20 protein-coding genes are annotated in these 16870 nt (G+C 60.6%); all 20 read left to right on the top strand.

What is annotated here, in order from left to right:
* Positions 1-9 precede the first annotated feature (9 nt).
* The 20 genes from BMY45_RS21300 to BMY45_RS21205 all read left to right on the top strand — a co-directional run bounded on the left by BMY45_RS21300 (position 10) and on the right by BMY45_RS21205 (position 16868).
* Positions 10-342, top strand: coding sequence for a phage baseplate protein (locus tag BMY45_RS21300; RefSeq protein WP_092401134.1), 333 nt, complete (start codon positions 10-12; stop codon positions 340-342).
* Positions 339-1334 (top strand): baseplate J/gp47 family protein, encoded by a 996-nt coding sequence (locus tag BMY45_RS21295; RefSeq protein WP_092401131.1) that lies wholly within the window; start codon positions 339-341, stop codon positions 1332-1334. The genes BMY45_RS21300 and BMY45_RS21295 overlap by 4 nt, the downstream gene beginning before the upstream one ends.
* On the top strand, positions 1331-1966 hold the full coding sequence (locus BMY45_RS21290) for a phage tail protein I (protein ID WP_092401128.1): 636 nt from the start codon (positions 1331-1333) through the stop codon (positions 1964-1966). Before BMY45_RS21295 ends, BMY45_RS21290 begins: the two co-directional genes overlap by 4 nt.
* A complete protein-coding gene (locus tag BMY45_RS21285) occupies positions 1967-3517 on the top strand; it encodes a phage tail protein (RefSeq protein ID WP_092401125.1) in 1551 nt (516 codons plus the stop codon).
* Positions 3518-3596: 79 nt separating this feature from the next.
* Positions 3597-4034, top strand: coding sequence for a phage tail protein (locus tag BMY45_RS21280; RefSeq protein ID WP_092401122.1), 438 nt, complete (start codon positions 3597-3599; stop codon positions 4032-4034).
* A 101-nt stretch (positions 4035-4135) separates the two neighbouring features.
* Positions 4136-4345 (top strand): hypothetical protein, encoded by a 210-nt coding sequence (locus tag BMY45_RS21275; RefSeq protein ID WP_092401119.1) that lies wholly within the window; start codon positions 4136-4138, stop codon positions 4343-4345.
* Between the two features lie 2 nt (positions 4346-4347).
* The gene (locus BMY45_RS21270; protein WP_092401116.1) at positions 4348-5514 is read left to right on the top strand and encodes a phage tail sheath protein; all 1167 of its coding nucleotides are present in this window, start codon (positions 4348-4350) and stop codon (positions 5512-5514) included.
* Positions 5514-6020, top strand: coding sequence for a phage major tail tube protein (locus BMY45_RS21265; protein WP_092401113.1), 507 nt, complete (start codon positions 5514-5516; stop codon positions 6018-6020). The genes BMY45_RS21270 and BMY45_RS21265 overlap by 1 nt, the downstream gene beginning before the upstream one ends.
* A gap of 202 nt (positions 6021-6222) precedes the next feature.
* Positions 6223-6798: a phage tail assembly protein gene (locus tag BMY45_RS21260; protein ID WP_092401110.1), complete on the top strand. Its 576-nt coding sequence runs from the start codon at positions 6223-6225 to the stop codon at positions 6796-6798.
* A 128-nt stretch (positions 6799-6926) separates the two neighbouring features.
* On the top strand, positions 6927-9104 hold the full coding sequence (locus tag BMY45_RS21255; RefSeq protein WP_092401107.1) for a phage tail tape measure protein: 2178 nt from the start codon (positions 6927-6929) through the stop codon (positions 9102-9104).
* Complete coding sequence (locus BMY45_RS21250) at positions 9104-9487, top strand: phage tail protein (protein WP_092401104.1); 384 nt, start codon at positions 9104-9106, stop codon at positions 9485-9487. Before BMY45_RS21255 ends, BMY45_RS21250 begins: the two co-directional genes overlap by 1 nt.
* Entirely contained in the window at positions 9480-9692 is a 213-nt protein-coding gene (locus tag BMY45_RS21245; RefSeq protein WP_092401101.1) for a tail protein X, read from the top strand. Before BMY45_RS21250 ends, BMY45_RS21245 begins: the two co-directional genes overlap by 8 nt.
* Positions 9693-9701: 9 nt before the next feature.
* On the top strand, positions 9702-10718 hold the full coding sequence (locus BMY45_RS21240; protein WP_092401098.1) for a contractile injection system protein, VgrG/Pvc8 family: 1017 nt from the start codon (positions 9702-9704) through the stop codon (positions 10716-10718).
* Between the two features lie 156 nt (positions 10719-10874).
* Positions 10875-11459 carry a phage tail terminator protein gene (locus tag BMY45_RS21235; RefSeq protein ID WP_092401095.1) on the top strand — a complete coding sequence of 195 codons (585 nt, stop codon included), beginning with the start codon at positions 10875-10877 and terminating at the stop codon, positions 11457-11459.
* Positions 11456-11638, top strand: a complete 183-nt coding sequence (locus BMY45_RS21230; protein ID WP_047230004.1) for a DUF2635 domain-containing protein — start codon at positions 11456-11458, stop codon at positions 11636-11638. Before BMY45_RS21235 ends, BMY45_RS21230 begins: the two co-directional genes overlap by 4 nt.
* Complete coding sequence (locus tag BMY45_RS21225) at positions 11638-13134, top strand: phage tail sheath subtilisin-like domain-containing protein (RefSeq protein WP_092401092.1); 1497 nt, start codon at positions 11638-11640, stop codon at positions 13132-13134. Before BMY45_RS21230 ends, BMY45_RS21225 begins: the two co-directional genes overlap by 1 nt.
* A 163-nt stretch (positions 13135-13297) precedes the next feature.
* Positions 13298-13645 (top strand): phage tail tube protein, encoded by a 348-nt coding sequence (locus BMY45_RS21220; RefSeq protein ID WP_003198314.1) that lies wholly within the window; start codon positions 13298-13300, stop codon positions 13643-13645.
* Positions 13642-13938, top strand: a complete 297-nt coding sequence (locus BMY45_RS21215; RefSeq protein WP_047230006.1) for a phage tail assembly protein — start codon at positions 13642-13644, stop codon at positions 13936-13938. The genes BMY45_RS21220 and BMY45_RS21215 overlap by 4 nt, the downstream gene beginning before the upstream one ends.
* 130 nt (positions 13939-14068) lie before the next feature.
* Positions 14069-15643 (top strand): phage tail tape measure protein, encoded by a 1575-nt coding sequence (locus tag BMY45_RS21210; protein ID WP_092401090.1) that lies wholly within the window; start codon positions 14069-14071, stop codon positions 15641-15643.
* Entirely contained in the window at positions 15630-16868 is a 1239-nt protein-coding gene (locus tag BMY45_RS21205) for a DNA circularization protein (protein WP_092401087.1), read from the top strand. Before BMY45_RS21210 ends, BMY45_RS21205 begins: the two co-directional genes overlap by 14 nt.
* The last annotated feature ends 2 nt before the right edge of the window (positions 16869-16870 follow it).

Raw genomic sequence — 16870 nt, 5'->3', positions numbered from 1 at the left:
GATTTCCTCATGATTGGAATCGATCGAAATACCGGCGCCACGGTCGACGACTGGCTGCAGTTCGTGCAACGCGCCACCCGGGCGCTGACCACGCCGTTGGGCACTCGGCAAAAGCGCCCTTTATATGGCTGCGCCCTCACGCAATTGCTCGGGCAGAACCTCGGCGATGACGTGCTGATTCTTGCCCAGAGCCACGCAGCCCAAGCGTTCTATAACCCGGACAATGGCATCGGCGACTTCGAGCCGCAGGTCATTGTCGCCAGCCGACAGGGCGCCGGCTTGTTGTTGCGCTTCGCCGGCACCTGGAAAAACCGCAAACAGACTTTCGAGGTAGTGACATGAGCATGTTGATACCCGGCCAGAACCAGTTGGCCGAACCGGCAATCGTCACTGTCGAAGCGTTCGAGGACTTGCTCGCCGAATTCAAGACCTTCGTGGTCGAGTACGTCGGCGCTCGCTCTCCCGAGAGCGCGGCCAAGCTTGTGGACAGCCTGGAAAACGAAAGCGAATTGCTGACCCTGGCCCTGGAGGCCTTCTGCGTCCGCCTGCAAACCCACGAACGCAAATACAACGCCCGCATCAAGCAGATGCTGGCGTGGTGGGCCACAGGGACGAATCTGGATGCCCGCCTCGCGGACATGGGCCTTGAGCGTCAGTTGCTTGATCCGGGCGATCCGGCGGCGTTTCCACCTGTCGAGCCGATTTACGAAAGCGATGAGGACGCCCGCTTGCGCTACTACCTGGCGCCCCATGCCCCGGCGGCGGGCTCGCGCATGCAGTACCGGCGGGAGATATTCACCCTGGGTGAGCGGCCGTTGGTGAAGGTGGAAAACGCCACGACGGGTGTAGTGACGGTCACTTACACCTTCAACCCGGATGGCTATGCGGCGCAGGTCAAGGACGGTAACGGACGCCGCACCGCGCCGGGTGAAGTCACTGTCACGGTACTGTCCCGCGAGGGCGATGGCACGCCGTCGCAGACGCTGCTCGACGGTGTTCGCCAGCACTTCGCCCGGCCTGATGTGCGACCGGAGACGGATCTGGTCATCGTCCAGCCCGCGCAAATCAAACCCTACAAAATCCGCGTTCTGGCGAAGATCCACGCCGGCCCGGATTCGGGGTTGACCAAGATTGCTGCCGAGCAGCAGTTGCAGGCGTACGCCGAGGCTTGTCATCACTTGGAGGGCCGAGTGGACCCGAGCTGGATCGACTACACGCTGCACAGCGCCGGTGCGGTTCAGCTGCAGATTCTTGAACCGCTCGATCCGATTGTGACGACGGCTTTTCAAGCCCCGTACTGCACGGGCGTCGAGGTCGAGGTGGATACGTTATGAGTGACGACACACCTCGCCCGAGCCTGCTGCCGGTCAACAGTTCGCCGCTGGAAAGAGCGCTCGATCTGGGTTTCGCCCGGTTGCTGGAGCGCATCGATCCGCCGTTTCCCGAACTGATGAACCCGCTCGCAACGCCCGTGGCTTTTCTGCCGTATCTGGCGGCGGATCGCGGGGTCAGTGAGTGGAGTTCCGCGGCACCCGAGGCCGAAAAGCGCCTGACAGTTGAACTCGCCTGGCCCACCGCACGGCAAGCCGGAACGCGAAAGGCGCTGGAAAACGCCGCCAAGGGCTTGCAACTGATGCCGGAGGTGCGCGCGTGGCATGAGCAAACGCCGCCTGGCCCACCCTACAGCTTTTCTGTCAGAGCGTTTACCGAACAGCCCTACAGCGAAGCCATCGATGCTCGTCTCGATCGCCGTCTGGCCGATGCCAAAAGCGAGCGCGACACCTTGACGGTCTCTGTTGGTTTGAGGGCATTCGGCAGACACGTCATTGGCGCCGCCACGCTGTGCGGCGAACTCACCACGGTTTATCCGGTTGTCATCGAAGGGCTTGAAGCCTCGGGCCAGGCCTTCATGGCCGCCGCGCTCTACACCGTCGAAACCTCCACTATTTATCCACAGGGGTCCTAAATGGCCGACTATTACACCCTGCTCACCGATGCGGGGATCGCCTACGAAACCGCCTGCAAGGCGGCGGGCACACCGATCAAGCTGTCGCAGATTTCCGTCGGTGACGGTGGCGGCGAGGTTTACAACCCGGCCGCCACCGCCACGGCGCTTAAACGCGAAGTGTGGCGCGGGCCGCTCAATGCGCTGTTCCAGGATGAGCAAAACCCGAGCTGGTTGCTGGCTGAAGTCACCATCCCGCCCGACGTGGGCGGCTGGTATGTACGTGAGGCAGGGATCTGGACCGATACCGGGATTCTTTATGCCATCGTCAAATATCCGGAGTCGTTCAAACCGGTGTTGGCGACTTCGGGGTCAGGGAAAGAGTTTTACATTCGGTCGATTTTTGAGACCAGTAATGCTGAGTTGGTGACGTTGTTGATTGACGATACGGTCGTCAAGGCGACGCGGGCTTGGGTTGCCAGCTATGTCGCTGACGAACTCGCCAAGCTCGACAGAAAACAGTCTGTGCGGGTAGCGACGACGGCCAACATTGTTTTGAGTGGTGCGCAGGCGATTGATGGTGTTGCCGTGGTTGCCGGGAATCGGGTGCTTGTTAAATCCCAGACCTTGGCGAAAGACAATGGTATCTACGTTGCCGCGAACGGCGCTTGGGTTCGGGCAAAGGATGCTGATGCGAATGCCGAGGTTACTTCGGGATTGATTGTCTCGGTGGAGGAGGGCGCGACGCTTGCCAATACGATCTGGCAGTTGGTTACGGATGGGGCGATTGTTCTGGGCACTACGGGGCTGAATTTTCAGAACATCACTCATGGATTTGCGCCGGTTAATTCCCCCGCTTTCCAAGGAACGCCTACAGCTCAAACAGGGGCTCAGTTTGATAACACGAACAAGCTTGCTACCAACCTGTTTGTGCAACGAGCTCTGGGTAATCTTAGTGCCGCTATAGCTATTACCGATACGATCAGCCTGACGGCTGCGCATTGTGGCTTCCTACTGGTAGGGGCCGCTGGACTTCTTGGTAAAACTGTTACGTTGCCACCCATCAGTGGGCTGCCAACCGGAGCGACGATTCATTTTTCTGCCGGTGTGGCTGATACCACTATTGCGGCGGCTGGGTCCGACATTATAGGTCCCAACGTAGGCGCAACGGGTTCAACCATCACCTCGTTTTCAATTGACGCGCTTGATTCAATCACTCTTGTGAACGTCGGATCAGGCTGGCGAATGGTCGGTGGATCTCACCTCAATAAACATAGCGGGCAGTTTGGCTCCCGTCTCAGTGGCAATGGCTACCAAAAGCTCCCTAGCGGTCTGATCATTCAGTGGGGCGTCGCCGGAACTACAAATGGGTTTGGCACATGGACTTACCCGATAGCGTTCCCTAATGCAGTTTTTCGTGTGTTCGCGAGTAATGACGCGTCGGCCTCTGGCACAAGTATGTATGCATGCGGTGCTCATCCCACTTCTGGAAGTCCTAATGTGTCAGCCACCATAGCTAGTCAATTGGCGGCCGGTGGTGATGCCATCTTTCTATTAGCCATCGGTTATTGAGGGACAGAAGAATGCCTACTCAATTAACAACTGACTCACCAATCCTGGATACCGGTGCTGTTGAGTACGAGGTAAAAAAATGACTCTTTTTTCGAGCAAAACAACGGGTGGTTTTTATGATGATTCGATCCACTCCGCTGAGCAAATTCCTCAGGACGCGGTTGAAATAACCCAAAAGCTGTATGCAGAGCTTCATGAGGGGCAGTCCACAGGGAAGCGGATTTCAAGTGGCGAAACTGGTTATCCGATACTGGTCGATCCACCTACGCAATCGCATGAGTCTCTAGCAGGCGTTGAGCGTATATGGCGTGACGCTCAGCTTGTCATGACCGATGGCATAGTTGCCCGGCATCGGGACGAGTTGGAGGAGGTTTCAGAGACCACTCTTTCTGTCGAACAGTACTTGGAGCTTCAAGCTTTTCGGCGAGCGCTACGCAGTTGGCCGGAGGGGAAAGAGTTCCCGCTGTTCGATCAGCGTCCAATAGCGCCGTCCTGGCTGCTCAAACACCCCCAATAAACGCCCCGCACCAACGGGGCGTTTTCTTTTGCGCAACACATCAAAAAAACCTGACAACAGCCCCGCACCCACGGGGCTTTTTCGTATCTGGAGAACCCCAAATGGCACCACGCCAAACCTACACCGTGCTCCTCCCATTCCCCACCGGCGGCGGCCATTGGTCGAGCGTTGGGCAGGAACTCGACCTGCTCGACGTCGAGGCCAACGCCTTGCGCAGCGCCGGTCGCCTGGAACTGAAAAAAACCGAGACGGGCGAACCGGTCTCTGCATCCACCCCGGCCAAAAAGGCCACCACCAAGAAGGCTGAATAACCATGGCTGAGGTTTTGAACTTCGAGCACAACGGCATTACCGTCAATGCCACTGAATCCCCCGAGGCCATGGGTGGCCTGGGTGATAACGTCATCGGTTTGGTCGGTACCGCGCCGAATGCCAATCCGCTGATTCCGAAAAACACCCCGTTCCGCATCAACAGCTTCACCACCCAGTCCCAACTGGACCCGACCGGCGCCGAGGCGGGCACGCTGTTTCAGGCGGTTTATCAGATTCTCAAAGTGGTCAAGGTGCCGGTGTATGTGGTCATTGTCGAAGAGGGCGCCACGCCGGCTGACACGCTGAACAATGTCATCGGCGGCATCGAAGCCGAGACCGGTCGCAAGCTCGGTCTGGCGGCGTTGAGCGGGGTCGCTGAAGACCTGACCATCATCGGCGCGCCAGGCTTCACCGGCACCAAGGCGGTAGCGAGCGAGTTCGCCTCGTTTGGCAAGCGCATCAAGGCGCGTGTGGTGCTCGACGGCAAGGACGCCGCGGTTGCTGATCAAGTGACTTACAGCCAGGAACTGGGCGGCGCGGACCTGGGTTTCGACCGTTGCCTGGTGGTGCACAACATGCCGGCGGTGTACTCCAAGGCGGCGAAGAAAAACGTTTTCCTGGCGCCGTCGAGCCTGGCCATCGCCGCGCTCGCCAAGGTCAAGCAATGGGAGAGCCCGGGCAACCAGGTCACCTACGCTGAAGACGTCTCGCGCACCGTGGAATACAACATCCTCGACACCTCCACCGAGGGCGATCTGCTCAACCGCTACGGCGTTTGCTACTACGCCCGGACCATTCTCGGCGGCTTCTCGCTGCTGGGTAACCGTTCCGTCACCGGCAAGTTCATCAGCTACGTCGGCCTTGAAGATGCCATCAGCCGCAAGCTGGTCAAAGCCGGGCAGAAGGCCATGGCCAAGAACCTGACCAAGTCGTTCATGGACCAGGAGGTCAAGCGCATCAACGACTGGCTGCAAACCCTGGTCGCCGACGAAACCATCCCCGGCGGCAGCGTGTACCTGCATCCGGAACTGAACAGTGTCGAGAAGTACAAGAACGGCACTTGGTACGTGGTCATCGACTACGGCCGCTACGCGCCGAACGAACACATGATTTATCAACTCAACGCCCGCGATGAAATCATCGAGCAGTTCCTGGAGGATGTTCTCTAATGTTTACCAACCGCGTAAGACAGGCCATCGCGGCCACCCTGCAAGGCCTGCCGTTGTCGGCGACCGTGGAAGAGTTCTCCCCGCCGAAGATCGAGTTCGACATGGAAGCGATGACCGGCGGGCGCTTCATCGCCGAAGAAATGGCCAAGAGCGGCAAGGTGCTGAACGCTAGCCTTGTGCTGCAAGGGGCCGGGCCGGAAATCATGCTCGCCCTGGGGGTGCAATTGGGCGATGACATTCTGCTGAACGTGCGTGAAGCCGGCCAGGATCAGGATGGCAACACCTGGTTCACCTACCACACCGTCGGCGGCAAGCTCAAATCCCTGGAAGAAGCCAAGCTGAAGATGGGCGACAAACCCACCACGACACTTGAGCTGGCCTGCCGCACCTACAACCGTCTGGAAAATGGTGTCCCGGTGATCGACATCGACGTGCGTACTCAGAAGTTCGTGCTCAACGGCGTCGACATCCTCGGCGATGCCCGCCGTGCGGTGCTGCTGCCCTAAGCAAATGCCTGGCAGTTGAACGCAATTCCTGTGGGAGCGGGCTTGCTCGCGAAGAGGCCATCAGCTTCAACAACAATGTTGCCTGATCCACCGCTTTCGCGAGCAAGCCCGCTCCCACAGGGGTATCTGCGCAGCCAGAGATTTGCGGCACTGACTGGCATTGCGCAGCACCCTCCCCAGTATTCACCAAGGAATTCATTTCATGTCCTGGACACCTCCTGTTCACGCCCTGTTGTCGCCGATTACTGGTGATAACGGGGCGCAGATCGAGCAGCTCGAACTCAAACCCTTGTTCTACGCCGCACAGAAAGACGCCCTGGCCCGTGCAGGCGATGACGAGGACGATCAGTTTTTCGAATTGGCCAAACTCGCCACCGGCCTGTCGATCAAGGAGCTGGATCAGCTCAAGCGCCCGGACTACGTGAGCATTGCGCAGTACGTGCACGAAATGTCCACTCGCCCGACGTCCCACTTCCTGGAATCAACGGATGGCGCAGCAGTGGACCCCGACCAGATACAACTGCTCCAACCGCTCAACGTCGCTGGCCGCAGCCTGACCTCGCTGACCCTGGAAATGCCCGTGCTGCGAGCGACCAAGGCGATGAAAAAACTGAAGACGGCCAAGGAACGCGCCGAGTTCATCACCGCCCATTGCACCGGCCTGATGATCCCCGATCTGGATCTGCTGACCGTGCCCGACTGGACACAACTTCAGGTACGCATCGACGATTTTTTAAACAAACCGGCGGACTTCTTTCGGAGCGCGACATCGAAGTGATCTTCGATGTGGTGCCGCTCATTTACGCAGTAAGTGAGGCAGAGATTCTGGAGTGGGACGTCGGCAAGGCATTACGTCGTTACGACATCGCGATCACTCGCCTTGGCGTGAAAAAGGAGTAGCGCGGGATGGCGGACGATAAATATTCGCTCAAATACGCAGTCTTCAATGAGAGTGGGCTGGCGTTCGGTAATACCAGCCTCACGAGTGGTGTGGCATCGCAAGGTGCGTTCGCCGGGGATCAGCTGTCGAGCCTCGATCTGGTGCTGGAATCACTCGGGCTCAAACTCGGGTTGCTGACCACGGCGATTGAGTCGCTGACCGTGAAACTGTCGGCGCAACGATTGTTCTCCCAAACGATGGTCGCCGGCGCCAAGGGCGAGTCGGCCAGTGAGCCCAAGGGTCAGTCGGGTGCCGGTATCGAACCACCGACGCTGCTCAAACCTGCGATAGCGATGGATTCGGCCATGGCCGATCTGAAAAAGGCCACCCAATTTGGGCCGCGTCAGATTCGACAGGTGGCTGAGTCAACCCAGCAGATCGCCACCGCACCGCTGGTGGCGGCCGGGGGCACCACGGCGGTTGACGTGGTGAGGATGCAAAGCCTGGCGGCCAGGAAAGGCATCGGTAGCGAAGTGCACGATGCCTCGGAGCGACAGTTGCTCCTGTCGAATTTCGCCTCGGATGCTGGCGTCACCGCGGCGGCGTTCGAGATGCCGGCCATGAAGGCCGCCGAAATGCTGGCGGACTGGCGCCTCTCCATGAAGCTCAGCGGCGCGCAAGCCTTTGACTTGGCGGATGCCGCCAACCAATTGGGCAAATTACCCAATGGTGCGAAAGCGGCTGAGATCGGTGCGGTCTTGCAGCGTGACGGTGCGGCTGCGACGGCGGTGGGCCTGGCCCCTGCACAAGCCGCCGCGTTGACGGCGGCATTGCTCAATACCGGTACCCAACAAGCTGAAGCCGGCGTGGCACTGGACAGTTTCACGACGGCCCTGGGCAAGGGTGAGCAGACCTCCGCCACCGAGCAAACGGCCTGGAAACAGCTGGGGCTGGCGCCCATGGCGGTGGCGAGCGGTTTGCGTGACAAGGACACGGCGTCTGGCACGGTAATGACGGTGCTGGCGGCCTTGAACGCACAACCGGCCGAAAAGCGCACGGCCCTCGCCGCCACGCTCTTCGGCAATGGCGATGAGGCGGTGCTGCGCATGGCGCAGAAACTGCCCGATGTGAACGCCGCCTTCTTGCAGGTGAAAGACCCAAGCCAATATGCCACGTCGCAATTGGGCAACGACGGCTCGGTGCGGCAGGACGCGTTGGCGCTATCGAAAACCCATCAAGGCCAACTGAACATCCTCAACGCCCGCAGCGAGCGTCTGTCGGTGGCCACGGGAAATGCCCTGATGCCTTCGGCGGATACCTCGTTCCAGTGGCTGGGTTCGCTGGCCGATGGCATGAGTGAGTTGGCTGAGTCCTCACCTAAAGCCACCGCAGCCATTGTGGTGATAGGCGCGGCGCTCAAACCGCTGGTGGGTGTGCTGCTCAAGGCCGTAGTGGATGAGATGTCCAGTCAGGTGGCCAAGCGGGTGTTAGGTCGGGCTGCCCCACACCTTCCCGGCCGATTGGGTGAGGTGATCTCCGAAGACTTCAGAAATCCTCGTGCGAACAAGCTGGATACAAGCAATGCCAGCCAGCGTTCCGAATCCACGAGAGGACCGAAAATAAGCGTGAGTACACGAGGCTCAGGGGGAGACGCGGGGCGTTCTTCATTCGCGCCAACGGCCTCATTACGCTCGATGACTCGCAAGGCGCCCGGTCCATTAAAAGTAGTCGGCGCCGTCGCTGATGTGGCCGAGGGTGTGCTTACCGGCGACAAACGAATGATGGGCGCAGGCCTGGGAGCCGCCGGTGGCGGCTGGGCCGGCGCTGCTGCCGGGGCTGCGGGCGGTGCCGCTTTGGGCAGTGTCGTTCCGGTGATCGGCACTGCCATTGGTGGCTTGATTGGCGGACTGCTGGGCAGTTGGTTGGGGAGCGATGCCGGGGCGTCTCTGGGGGAAAAGCTCGTCGCCCCCACCGACAGACTCGCCGCTCCAGACCAGGTCAGCAAAGACCTGACCAGCACCCAGACAGCCACACAACAAAACACCATGACCGCAAACATCTACATCAACGGCCAGGACCAGGCCAGTGCCAGTCAGTTGGCCAACCTGGTGGTACAGCAGCTCTCGGCTCAATTCGCACTGACAACCATGCCCAACTCACTCGCCATGCGCAGTGATGCGGCTCTGACCGACGGAGGTACGTGATGCGTCAGCAAATGGCACTGGGCAGTTTCATTTTCGGTCTGTCCAGAAACTTCGCTTACCACTCCCTGGTCCGCACTTCGGACGGTGGTTGGAAAAGCATCGACATCCTCACCAGCAAACCCAAATCCAGTCAGGTCGGTCAAGGACTGCAAGGGCTGACCATCACCGGCAAATCGATGTACGCGACCGCCATGGATCGGCTCGATGAGCTGCGTGCATTACAGGCGCAGCGCATTCCTGTGCCGTTGGTTGACGGCATCGGCCGCAACTGGGGGCTGTGGCAGATCAACAAGGTGTCGGAAACCCAGACCGAGGTCATTGATGACGGCACGGCGATGGTGGTCGGCTGGGTGATTGAATTGACGGAGTTCGCCAATGCGTAGGGTTCGAAGTATTGCCGGTGATTCGGTGAATCTGTTGCTGTACCGCGAGCTTGAGCGTTGTGACGATGTCGCCGAAGAGGCGCTCTGGCGACTCAATCCGAAGCTGGCCGAGTGGGGGCCGGTATTGCCGGCCGGTGTATGGATTGTCCTGCCGGAAGTGGATCTGCAACCCGTCGCACCCACACCGGTTTCGGCCTGGGATTAAGGAGGCAACATGTCACTGGGTTTCACGCCAGCGGTGGAAATCTACGGTGCGAACGCGGCGCTGCTCAACGAACGCTTGCTCAGTTGGACGCACATCGACGCGGCGGGGATCGAGTCCGATCAACTGACGCTCACCATCAGCCTGGAAGGGCTTGAAGGATTGCCCAGCCTGGGCGGGAAAGTCGGCCTGCGGGTTGGTTATCTGGAGTCGGGTCTGGTGGATAAAGGCGAGTTCGTCGTGACCCGGCGCACGCCAACTCTGTTTCCTCTGCGCCTGACGCTTGTCGCGACGGCGGCGCCGTTCAGTGCGGCCGATCAGACCGGTTTCAAGCAGCGCCGATCCGTCAGTCATGGCCCGACGACCTTGGGCGCGCTGTTTCGTCAGTTGACTTCCAGACACGGGTTTTCCCCGCGTGTGGCGCCGGACCTGGCGCTGATAAAAATCGAGCACATCGATCAGTCCAACGAAACCGACATGGGTTTTCTGACGCGACTGGCTCATCGTTATGACGCCGTCGCCAAGCCGGTCAACGAGTTGTATGTGCTGGCGCGCCGGGGGCAGGCGAAGTCTTTAACGGGCAAAGTCCTGCCAGAGACAAAGCTGTCGGTGACCACGAATAACCGCCCGGGCGATAACGCTTTTATCTCCGCCGTCCTGGATGACACCGCGCGGGCGAAATACCAGGGCTGCAAGGCCAGTTGGTGGGATGCGAAGGCGGGGAAAATGCGGGTCGAGGAGAGCGGCATCGCGCCGTTCAAGACCCTTCGCCAGCGCTTTCAAAGCGCCAACGATGCTCGCGCCGCCGGTGAAGGAGAGGTGCGCCGGATGATGCGCGAAGCACTCAAGGTGGCGATCGAATGCCCCGGCAATCCAGGCTTGTGCGCCGAAGGCATCGTGCTGTTGGACGCCTCCTGGCCGGACTTCATGCGCGGTCGCTGGTCGATCGACAAAGTCACCGCCAGCGGCGACCGGGAAAAAAGCTATCGCAGCAGGATTGATGCGACTTGTCTGGATGCCAGGGCCTGACGTGCTCCCTTCCAAAACACCGCTGACCCTGTGGGAGCGAGCCTGCTCGCGATGAGGCCGTCATAGCCAGCATTGATGGTGCCTGACACACCGCCATCGCGAGCAGGCTCGCTCCCACAGTTTCTGACTGCGATTCTATACAACTGGAGCACCTCCATGAAGATCACTCCGATCCTCACGCAACTGCGTGAGCAATGTCCCGCGCTCGCCAATCGCGTGGCGGCAGGTTTTGACCTCGCCACGTTGCAAGCCGACACGCCACTGCAAACCCCTTGCGCCTATGTCCTGCCAAGCGCCGACATTGCCAGCAAGAACGCCGCCCAGAACGCCACGCTGCAAGCAGTACGCGACCGTTTCGACACCGTATTGGTGCTCGACGCCACCGACGCGACAAAAGCGCTGGATCTGTTGCACGACCTGCGCGCCGAACTGTGGCGGGCACTGGTGGGGTTCAAGCCCGGTGGTGACTACACCGGCATCGAGTACGACGGCAGTGAACTGGTTTCCATCAATAGCAGCCGCGTGTCGTACCGGTTGCACTTTTTCGCCGAGTTCCAGCTGGGCCGCAATCTGGCGAGCCAGCCTGCCGAAAGCTGGCACGAGCGTGAACTGGACGGCTTGTCGTCCTTTAGCGGGGCCACCGTGCGGGTCGATGCCATCGACCCGGCGGACCCCAATCTGAAACGTCCCGGGCCCGATGGGCGCGTGGAACTGACTTTCTCTGGAGACGTAACCCCATGAGCAAACGCATCACCGTGCTGCCGGCCCCGGGCCGTGCCGTACCGGACCCGGAAGCGGGCGATCTGTTGCCCCTCGAGGGCCGTGAAGTACCGGACAGCGCCTGGTGGCGTCGACGTCTGGCCGATGGCGATATCACTACCAAAACCGTGAAAGCGGCAAAACCACAGGGAGCCAAATAATGGCGATCGGATTCAGCAACATTCCCGCGGATATTCGTGTTCCGCTGTTCTACGCCGAAATGGACAACTCGGCCGCCAATAGCGCGTCGTCGGCCATGCGCCGTTTGATCGTGGCTCAGGTCAACGACAACGTGGCTCCGGCCGAGGTCGGCAAACTGGTGCTGGTGTCCAGCGTCGCGCTGGCCAAGAACATCGGCGGCCAAGGCTCGATGCTTGCCTCGATGTACGAAACCTGGCGCAAGACCGACCCGTTGGGCGAGATCTGGTGCTTGCCGCTGCACAACGTCGAAGGTTCCATCGCCCAAGGCGTGCTGACCCTGACCGGCGCCGCGACTCAAAGCGGCCTGCTTAATCTTTATGTGGGTGGTGTGCGTGTTCAAGCCGCCATCGTCAATGGTGCGACTGCAGCTCAAGCCGCCACTGCGCTGGCGCTGAAAATCAACGCGAGCGCCGATCTGCCGGTGATCGCTGCGGCCGCCGAAGGTGTCGTGACGCTGAGCGCCAAATGGACCGGCGACAGCGGCAACGACATCAGCCTGCAATTCAATCGTCTGGGCAAGAGCAATGGCGAAGACACCCCTGCTGGCCTGACCACCGCCATCACGGCAATGACCGGTGGCGCTGGTGTGCCGGACCAGACTGCCGCCGTCGCGGCCCTGGGTGACGAGCCATTCGAGTTCATCGCCATGCCGTGGTCCGATGTGGCGAGCCTCAACACCTGGCAAGCGGTCATGGACGACAGCACGGGTCGCTGGTCCTGGGCCAAGCAGTTGTTCGGCCATGTCTACAGCGCCAAGCGCGGCACCATCGGTACTCTGGTGGCGGCCGGTCAGGCGCGTAACGACCAGCACATGACCCTCCAGGCCCTGGAGCTGGGCGTACCGCAACCGTTCTGGGTCCAGGCCGCTGCGTTGGCCGCCCGTACTGCGGTGTTCATCTCCGCTGACGCCAGCCGTCCGACCCAGAGCGGCAGTTTGCCAGGCCTGGATCCGGCACCGGCCAGCGAGCGTTTCACCCTGACCGAGCGTCAGTCGTTGCTCAACTACGGCATTGCCACGGCGTATTACGAAGGTGGCTACGTGCGCATTCAGCGCTCGATCACCACGTATCAAAAAAATGCCTTCGGCCAGGCTGACAATTCCTATCTGGACAGCGAAACCATGCACCAGTCGGCGTTCATCGTGCGTCGCCTGCAAAGCGTGATCACCAGTAAATACGGGCGGCACAAACTGGCTGCCGACGGCACCCGTTTCGGCGCCGGCCAACCGATCGTGACGCCGAGCACCATTCGCGGCGAGTTGATTGCCCAGTACGCCAAGCTGGAGTTGGAAGGTCACGTGGAAAACGCCGAGCTGTTCGCCGAGCACCTGGTGGTCGAGCGTGACAGCCAGGACCCGAGCCGGGTCAATGTGCTGTTCCCGCCGGATTACATCAATGGCCTGCGGGTGTTCGCGCTGCTCAACCAGTTCCGTCTGCAATACGACGACGCTGCCTGACTGTGGCGAGGGAGCTTGCTCCCGCTGGGTTGCGCAGCAACCCCAACACAGAGCTGGCGCTACGTAATGCAGCGCCAGCCCGGTCAAGCGAGAGCAAGCTCCCTCGCCACGATGATCTACACAAATCCTAAGTGAACAGCTTTTATTCGAAGGGAGAAACACCATGGGTCAACTGATTGCGGGCACCTGCTACGTCAAAGTGGACGGCGCTCAACTGACCATCAATGGCGGCTGCGAAGCACCGCTGATGTTTACCAAACGCGAAACCGTCGTACCGGGTTTCTACAAGGAAACCGACATTGCACCGTCCTTCAAGGTGACAGCCCTGCACACCGCGGATTTCCCGCTCAAGCAATTGGTCGCTGGCACCGACATGACCGTCACCTGTGAATTCAACAACGGCAAGGTCTACGTGCTGGCCGGCGCTTACCTGGTGGAAGAGCCGGTGTCCAAGGGCGACGACGCCACCATCGAACTGAAATTCGAAGGCATCAAGGGGACCTGGCAATGAGCGATGTCGTGACGCTGCGCGTGGCCATCGAGGCCCACGGCGAGCCGCTGAGCGAACTGACCCTGCGCCGTCCGACGGTGCAAGAAGTCCGGGCGATCAAGGCGCTGCCGTACAAGATCGACAAGAGCGAGGAGGTGAGCCTGGACATGGATGTCGCGGCCAAGTACATCGCGGTCTGCGCCGGCATCCCGCCGTCGTCGGTCAACCAGTTGGACCTGGCAGACCTCAACGCATTGAGCTGGGCCGTCGCGAGTTTTTTCATGAGTGCGGCGTCGCAGCCATCGGCGACCTGATCGCAGCCGCCTATGATCTGGCCTGGTTCTGGAAGGTTGACCCCGAACAGATGATGGCCAGGCCACTGGATGTGCTCCGCGAGTCCCTGGAGCACGCGCAACGGATCAATGCGATGCAGCAGGTGCAGTGATGGCAGAGACACAGAAGCTAGAGAAAAAAGCAGTGCTGCTGACCGGCATCGATGAGCTGTCGCCCAAGCTTGCCAGCCTTCGGGCCAAGGTCGCCAGCTTCAAACAGAACCTCGATGCCACGGGCCTTGGCAGCCTGGATATTTCCGCTCTGCTCCCCGAGGGCGGCCTGGCCAAACCGTTCATGGAGGGGCTCAAGTCAGCAAACGCTTTCAAAGGTGAAGTCGGCGCGGCCAACGCGGCGGCCAGCAGCTTGAAGGCCCCTGAAGCGCCGCGTGTAGCGGCACAGAGCCTGGATGGATTGAAGACTTCCATCAGCAATGTGTCGGTGCAGTTCGGTTCGGCCCTGGGGCCGGCGGTCAACGCGGCGGCAGCCAGCTTGCAGCCGATGGTCACGGGTGTGGCCCAGGTGCTGCAGGACAACCCGCAATTGGTGCAGGGCCTGGCGACAGGCGTCGTGGCGTTCAACGCGATTCAAACGGCGGTCAGCGGTGCGAGCCAGGCGCTGGAAGTGGTCAACCTGGCCTTGAAGATGAACCCCATCGGCTTGATTGCCATGGGCATCGCCTTGGCGGCCGGGATGATCATCGCTAACTGGACACCGATCTCGGCGTTCTTCGCCGGGCTTTGGCAAAAGCTGTCGCCGATCGTCATGCCGATGGTCGAGTTCTTCAAGACGGTGTTCGCCTTCACCCCGATGGGGCAGGTGATCAGCCATTGGGGACCGATCAGTAGTTTTTTCGGCGCGCTCTGGAATGTGATCGTGGCGGCGGCAACGCCGATTATCGGTTTCATGCAGACGTTGTTTGCCTGGTCACCCTTGGGTTTGATCATCAGCAACTGGGCGCCCCTGACCGGGTTGTTCGCAGCGATCTGGGATCTGCTCAAGGCACTGACGGTGCCGGTGATGGACGCCTTGAAAGGCCTGTTCGACTGGACGCCGCTGGGGTTGATCATGGCCAACTGGGGCACGATTGGTGAAGTGTTCGCCGGCATCTGGGAAGGCATTCGCAATCAGGTGTCGATCATGCTGGCGGTGTTCAGCGGTTTGTTCGACTGGTCGCCCATTGAGGGCCTGACCAAACAGTGGGGACCTGTGGGGGAGTGGTTCAGCCAATGGTGGGATGAACTGCAGGGTGTGATTGCGCCGATCAAGGCGTTCTTCAACGGCGGCTTCGGCGAAATCATCACCTCGTTTACCGTTAAGGTCGAAGGATTGACCGAGGCGCAACGGCAGACCAATGCCGAAGGCAAGGGTGAACTGGCGCCAGCATTTTTTGGCGGGGCCAGTGAACAGCCTGCGGGCTTGTCTTCCAGCCTTGCGCCGGCGTCCGGCAACCTGCCGATGAAAACCTCATTGGCGGCAGGCGCACTGCCGCAAACCTCCAGTGCCCTGGTGCAACAAAGCGCCGCCAACAACCGCACGCAGCTCGAAGGTGGCCTGACCGTGCGCTTCGAAAACGCGCCGGCCGGGTTGCGCGCCGACCCGCCGCAGACCAATCAACCGGCCCTGGCGGTGAGTTCGCGCATTGGCTATCGCTCACTTTCCACAGGAGGTTCCAATGAGCTGGCGTGATCGTTTGTTGCCGGCGTCGTTTCGCGGCGTCGGGTTCTGGGTCGATCAGGCGAAAACTCCGGTCGGCCACAAGGGTCAGTTGCATGAATATCCCCAGCGTGACCAGCCATTCTTCGAAGGCCTCGGTCAGCAAGCGAAGATTCATGAGCTGACCGCGTTCATCGTCGGACCCGATTGCCTGGAGCAGCGTGACAAGTTGCTTAGGGCCCTGGAGCAGGGCAGCGGAGAACTGGTGCATCCGTGGCTGGGGCGCCTGCAGGTCAAGGTGGGCGAGTGCGACATGACCCAGACCCGTCAGGATGGCGGCCTGGTGACGTTCGCTCTGAAGTTCTACCCCGACCAGCCGCTGCAATTCCCGTCGGCCGCGATCAACAGCCAGAAACTGTTACTGGTGTCGGCTGACAGCTTTCTGGGTTCGGCGGTGCGGCGCTTCGAAGAGGCCATGACGTTGATCAAGGCTGCGCGGATCGGCATTGCTGACCTGCGCAACAGCCTTAAGGAGGTCTATGGCGTCATCGAGCAGGAACTCAAGCCGTTGATCGAGACTTATCGGCAACTCAGCGATCTGGTCAAGGCGGTGAAGGAGCTGCCCAGCGAAGTGGCCGCCGAGTTTAAAGGGTTGCTGGGGGACATCCGGGAATTGAAGGACTTTGCCCGTGACGGCTATCGCGGCGTGATTGCCAGCGTGTCGCAGCAGGTGGAAGCCATTCGCAAGGCGGACGCTCCCAAACTCACCACCGGCAAAGACACCACGGCGGCGGCCCAGGCCGTGGCCGATCTGGTGCAGGACACGCTGCTGGTGCAGGCCGCGCAATGGATTGCGGCGATGCCGGTGGCGGCACCGGCGGTCAAGTTGGGCGCCACCCCATCGGTGGCGCAACAGGCGGTACAGCCGGTCCAGCGCCGAGACGTGCCGGTGGCCGATGATGTCCTGGCCCTGCGCGATGCCCTCAACGAGGCCATCTGGCAAGCCTCGCTCAAGGCCGATCCGGATCACTACCAGGCGCTGAACAACCTGCGTCAGCAAATGGCCGCGCACCTGACGGCGGTGGCGTCTTCCGGTGTCAGACTGATCAGCCTGTCGTTCAAGCAAAGCCTGCCGGCGCTGGTAGTGGCGTATCAGCAATTTGCCGATGCCACCCGGGTCACCGAAGTGACTCAGCGCAATGGCGTGGCTCACCCTGGTTTCCTGCCACCCAACGACCTGAAAGTCTCGAGGGAATAAGC

This window comes from Pseudomonas sp. NFACC39-1, from assembly GCF_900110355.1.
GTDB lineage: Bacteria > Pseudomonadota > Gammaproteobacteria > Pseudomonadales > Pseudomonadaceae > Aquipseudomonas > Aquipseudomonas tehranensis.
This window is presented reverse-complemented; position numbering and strand designations above follow the sequence as displayed.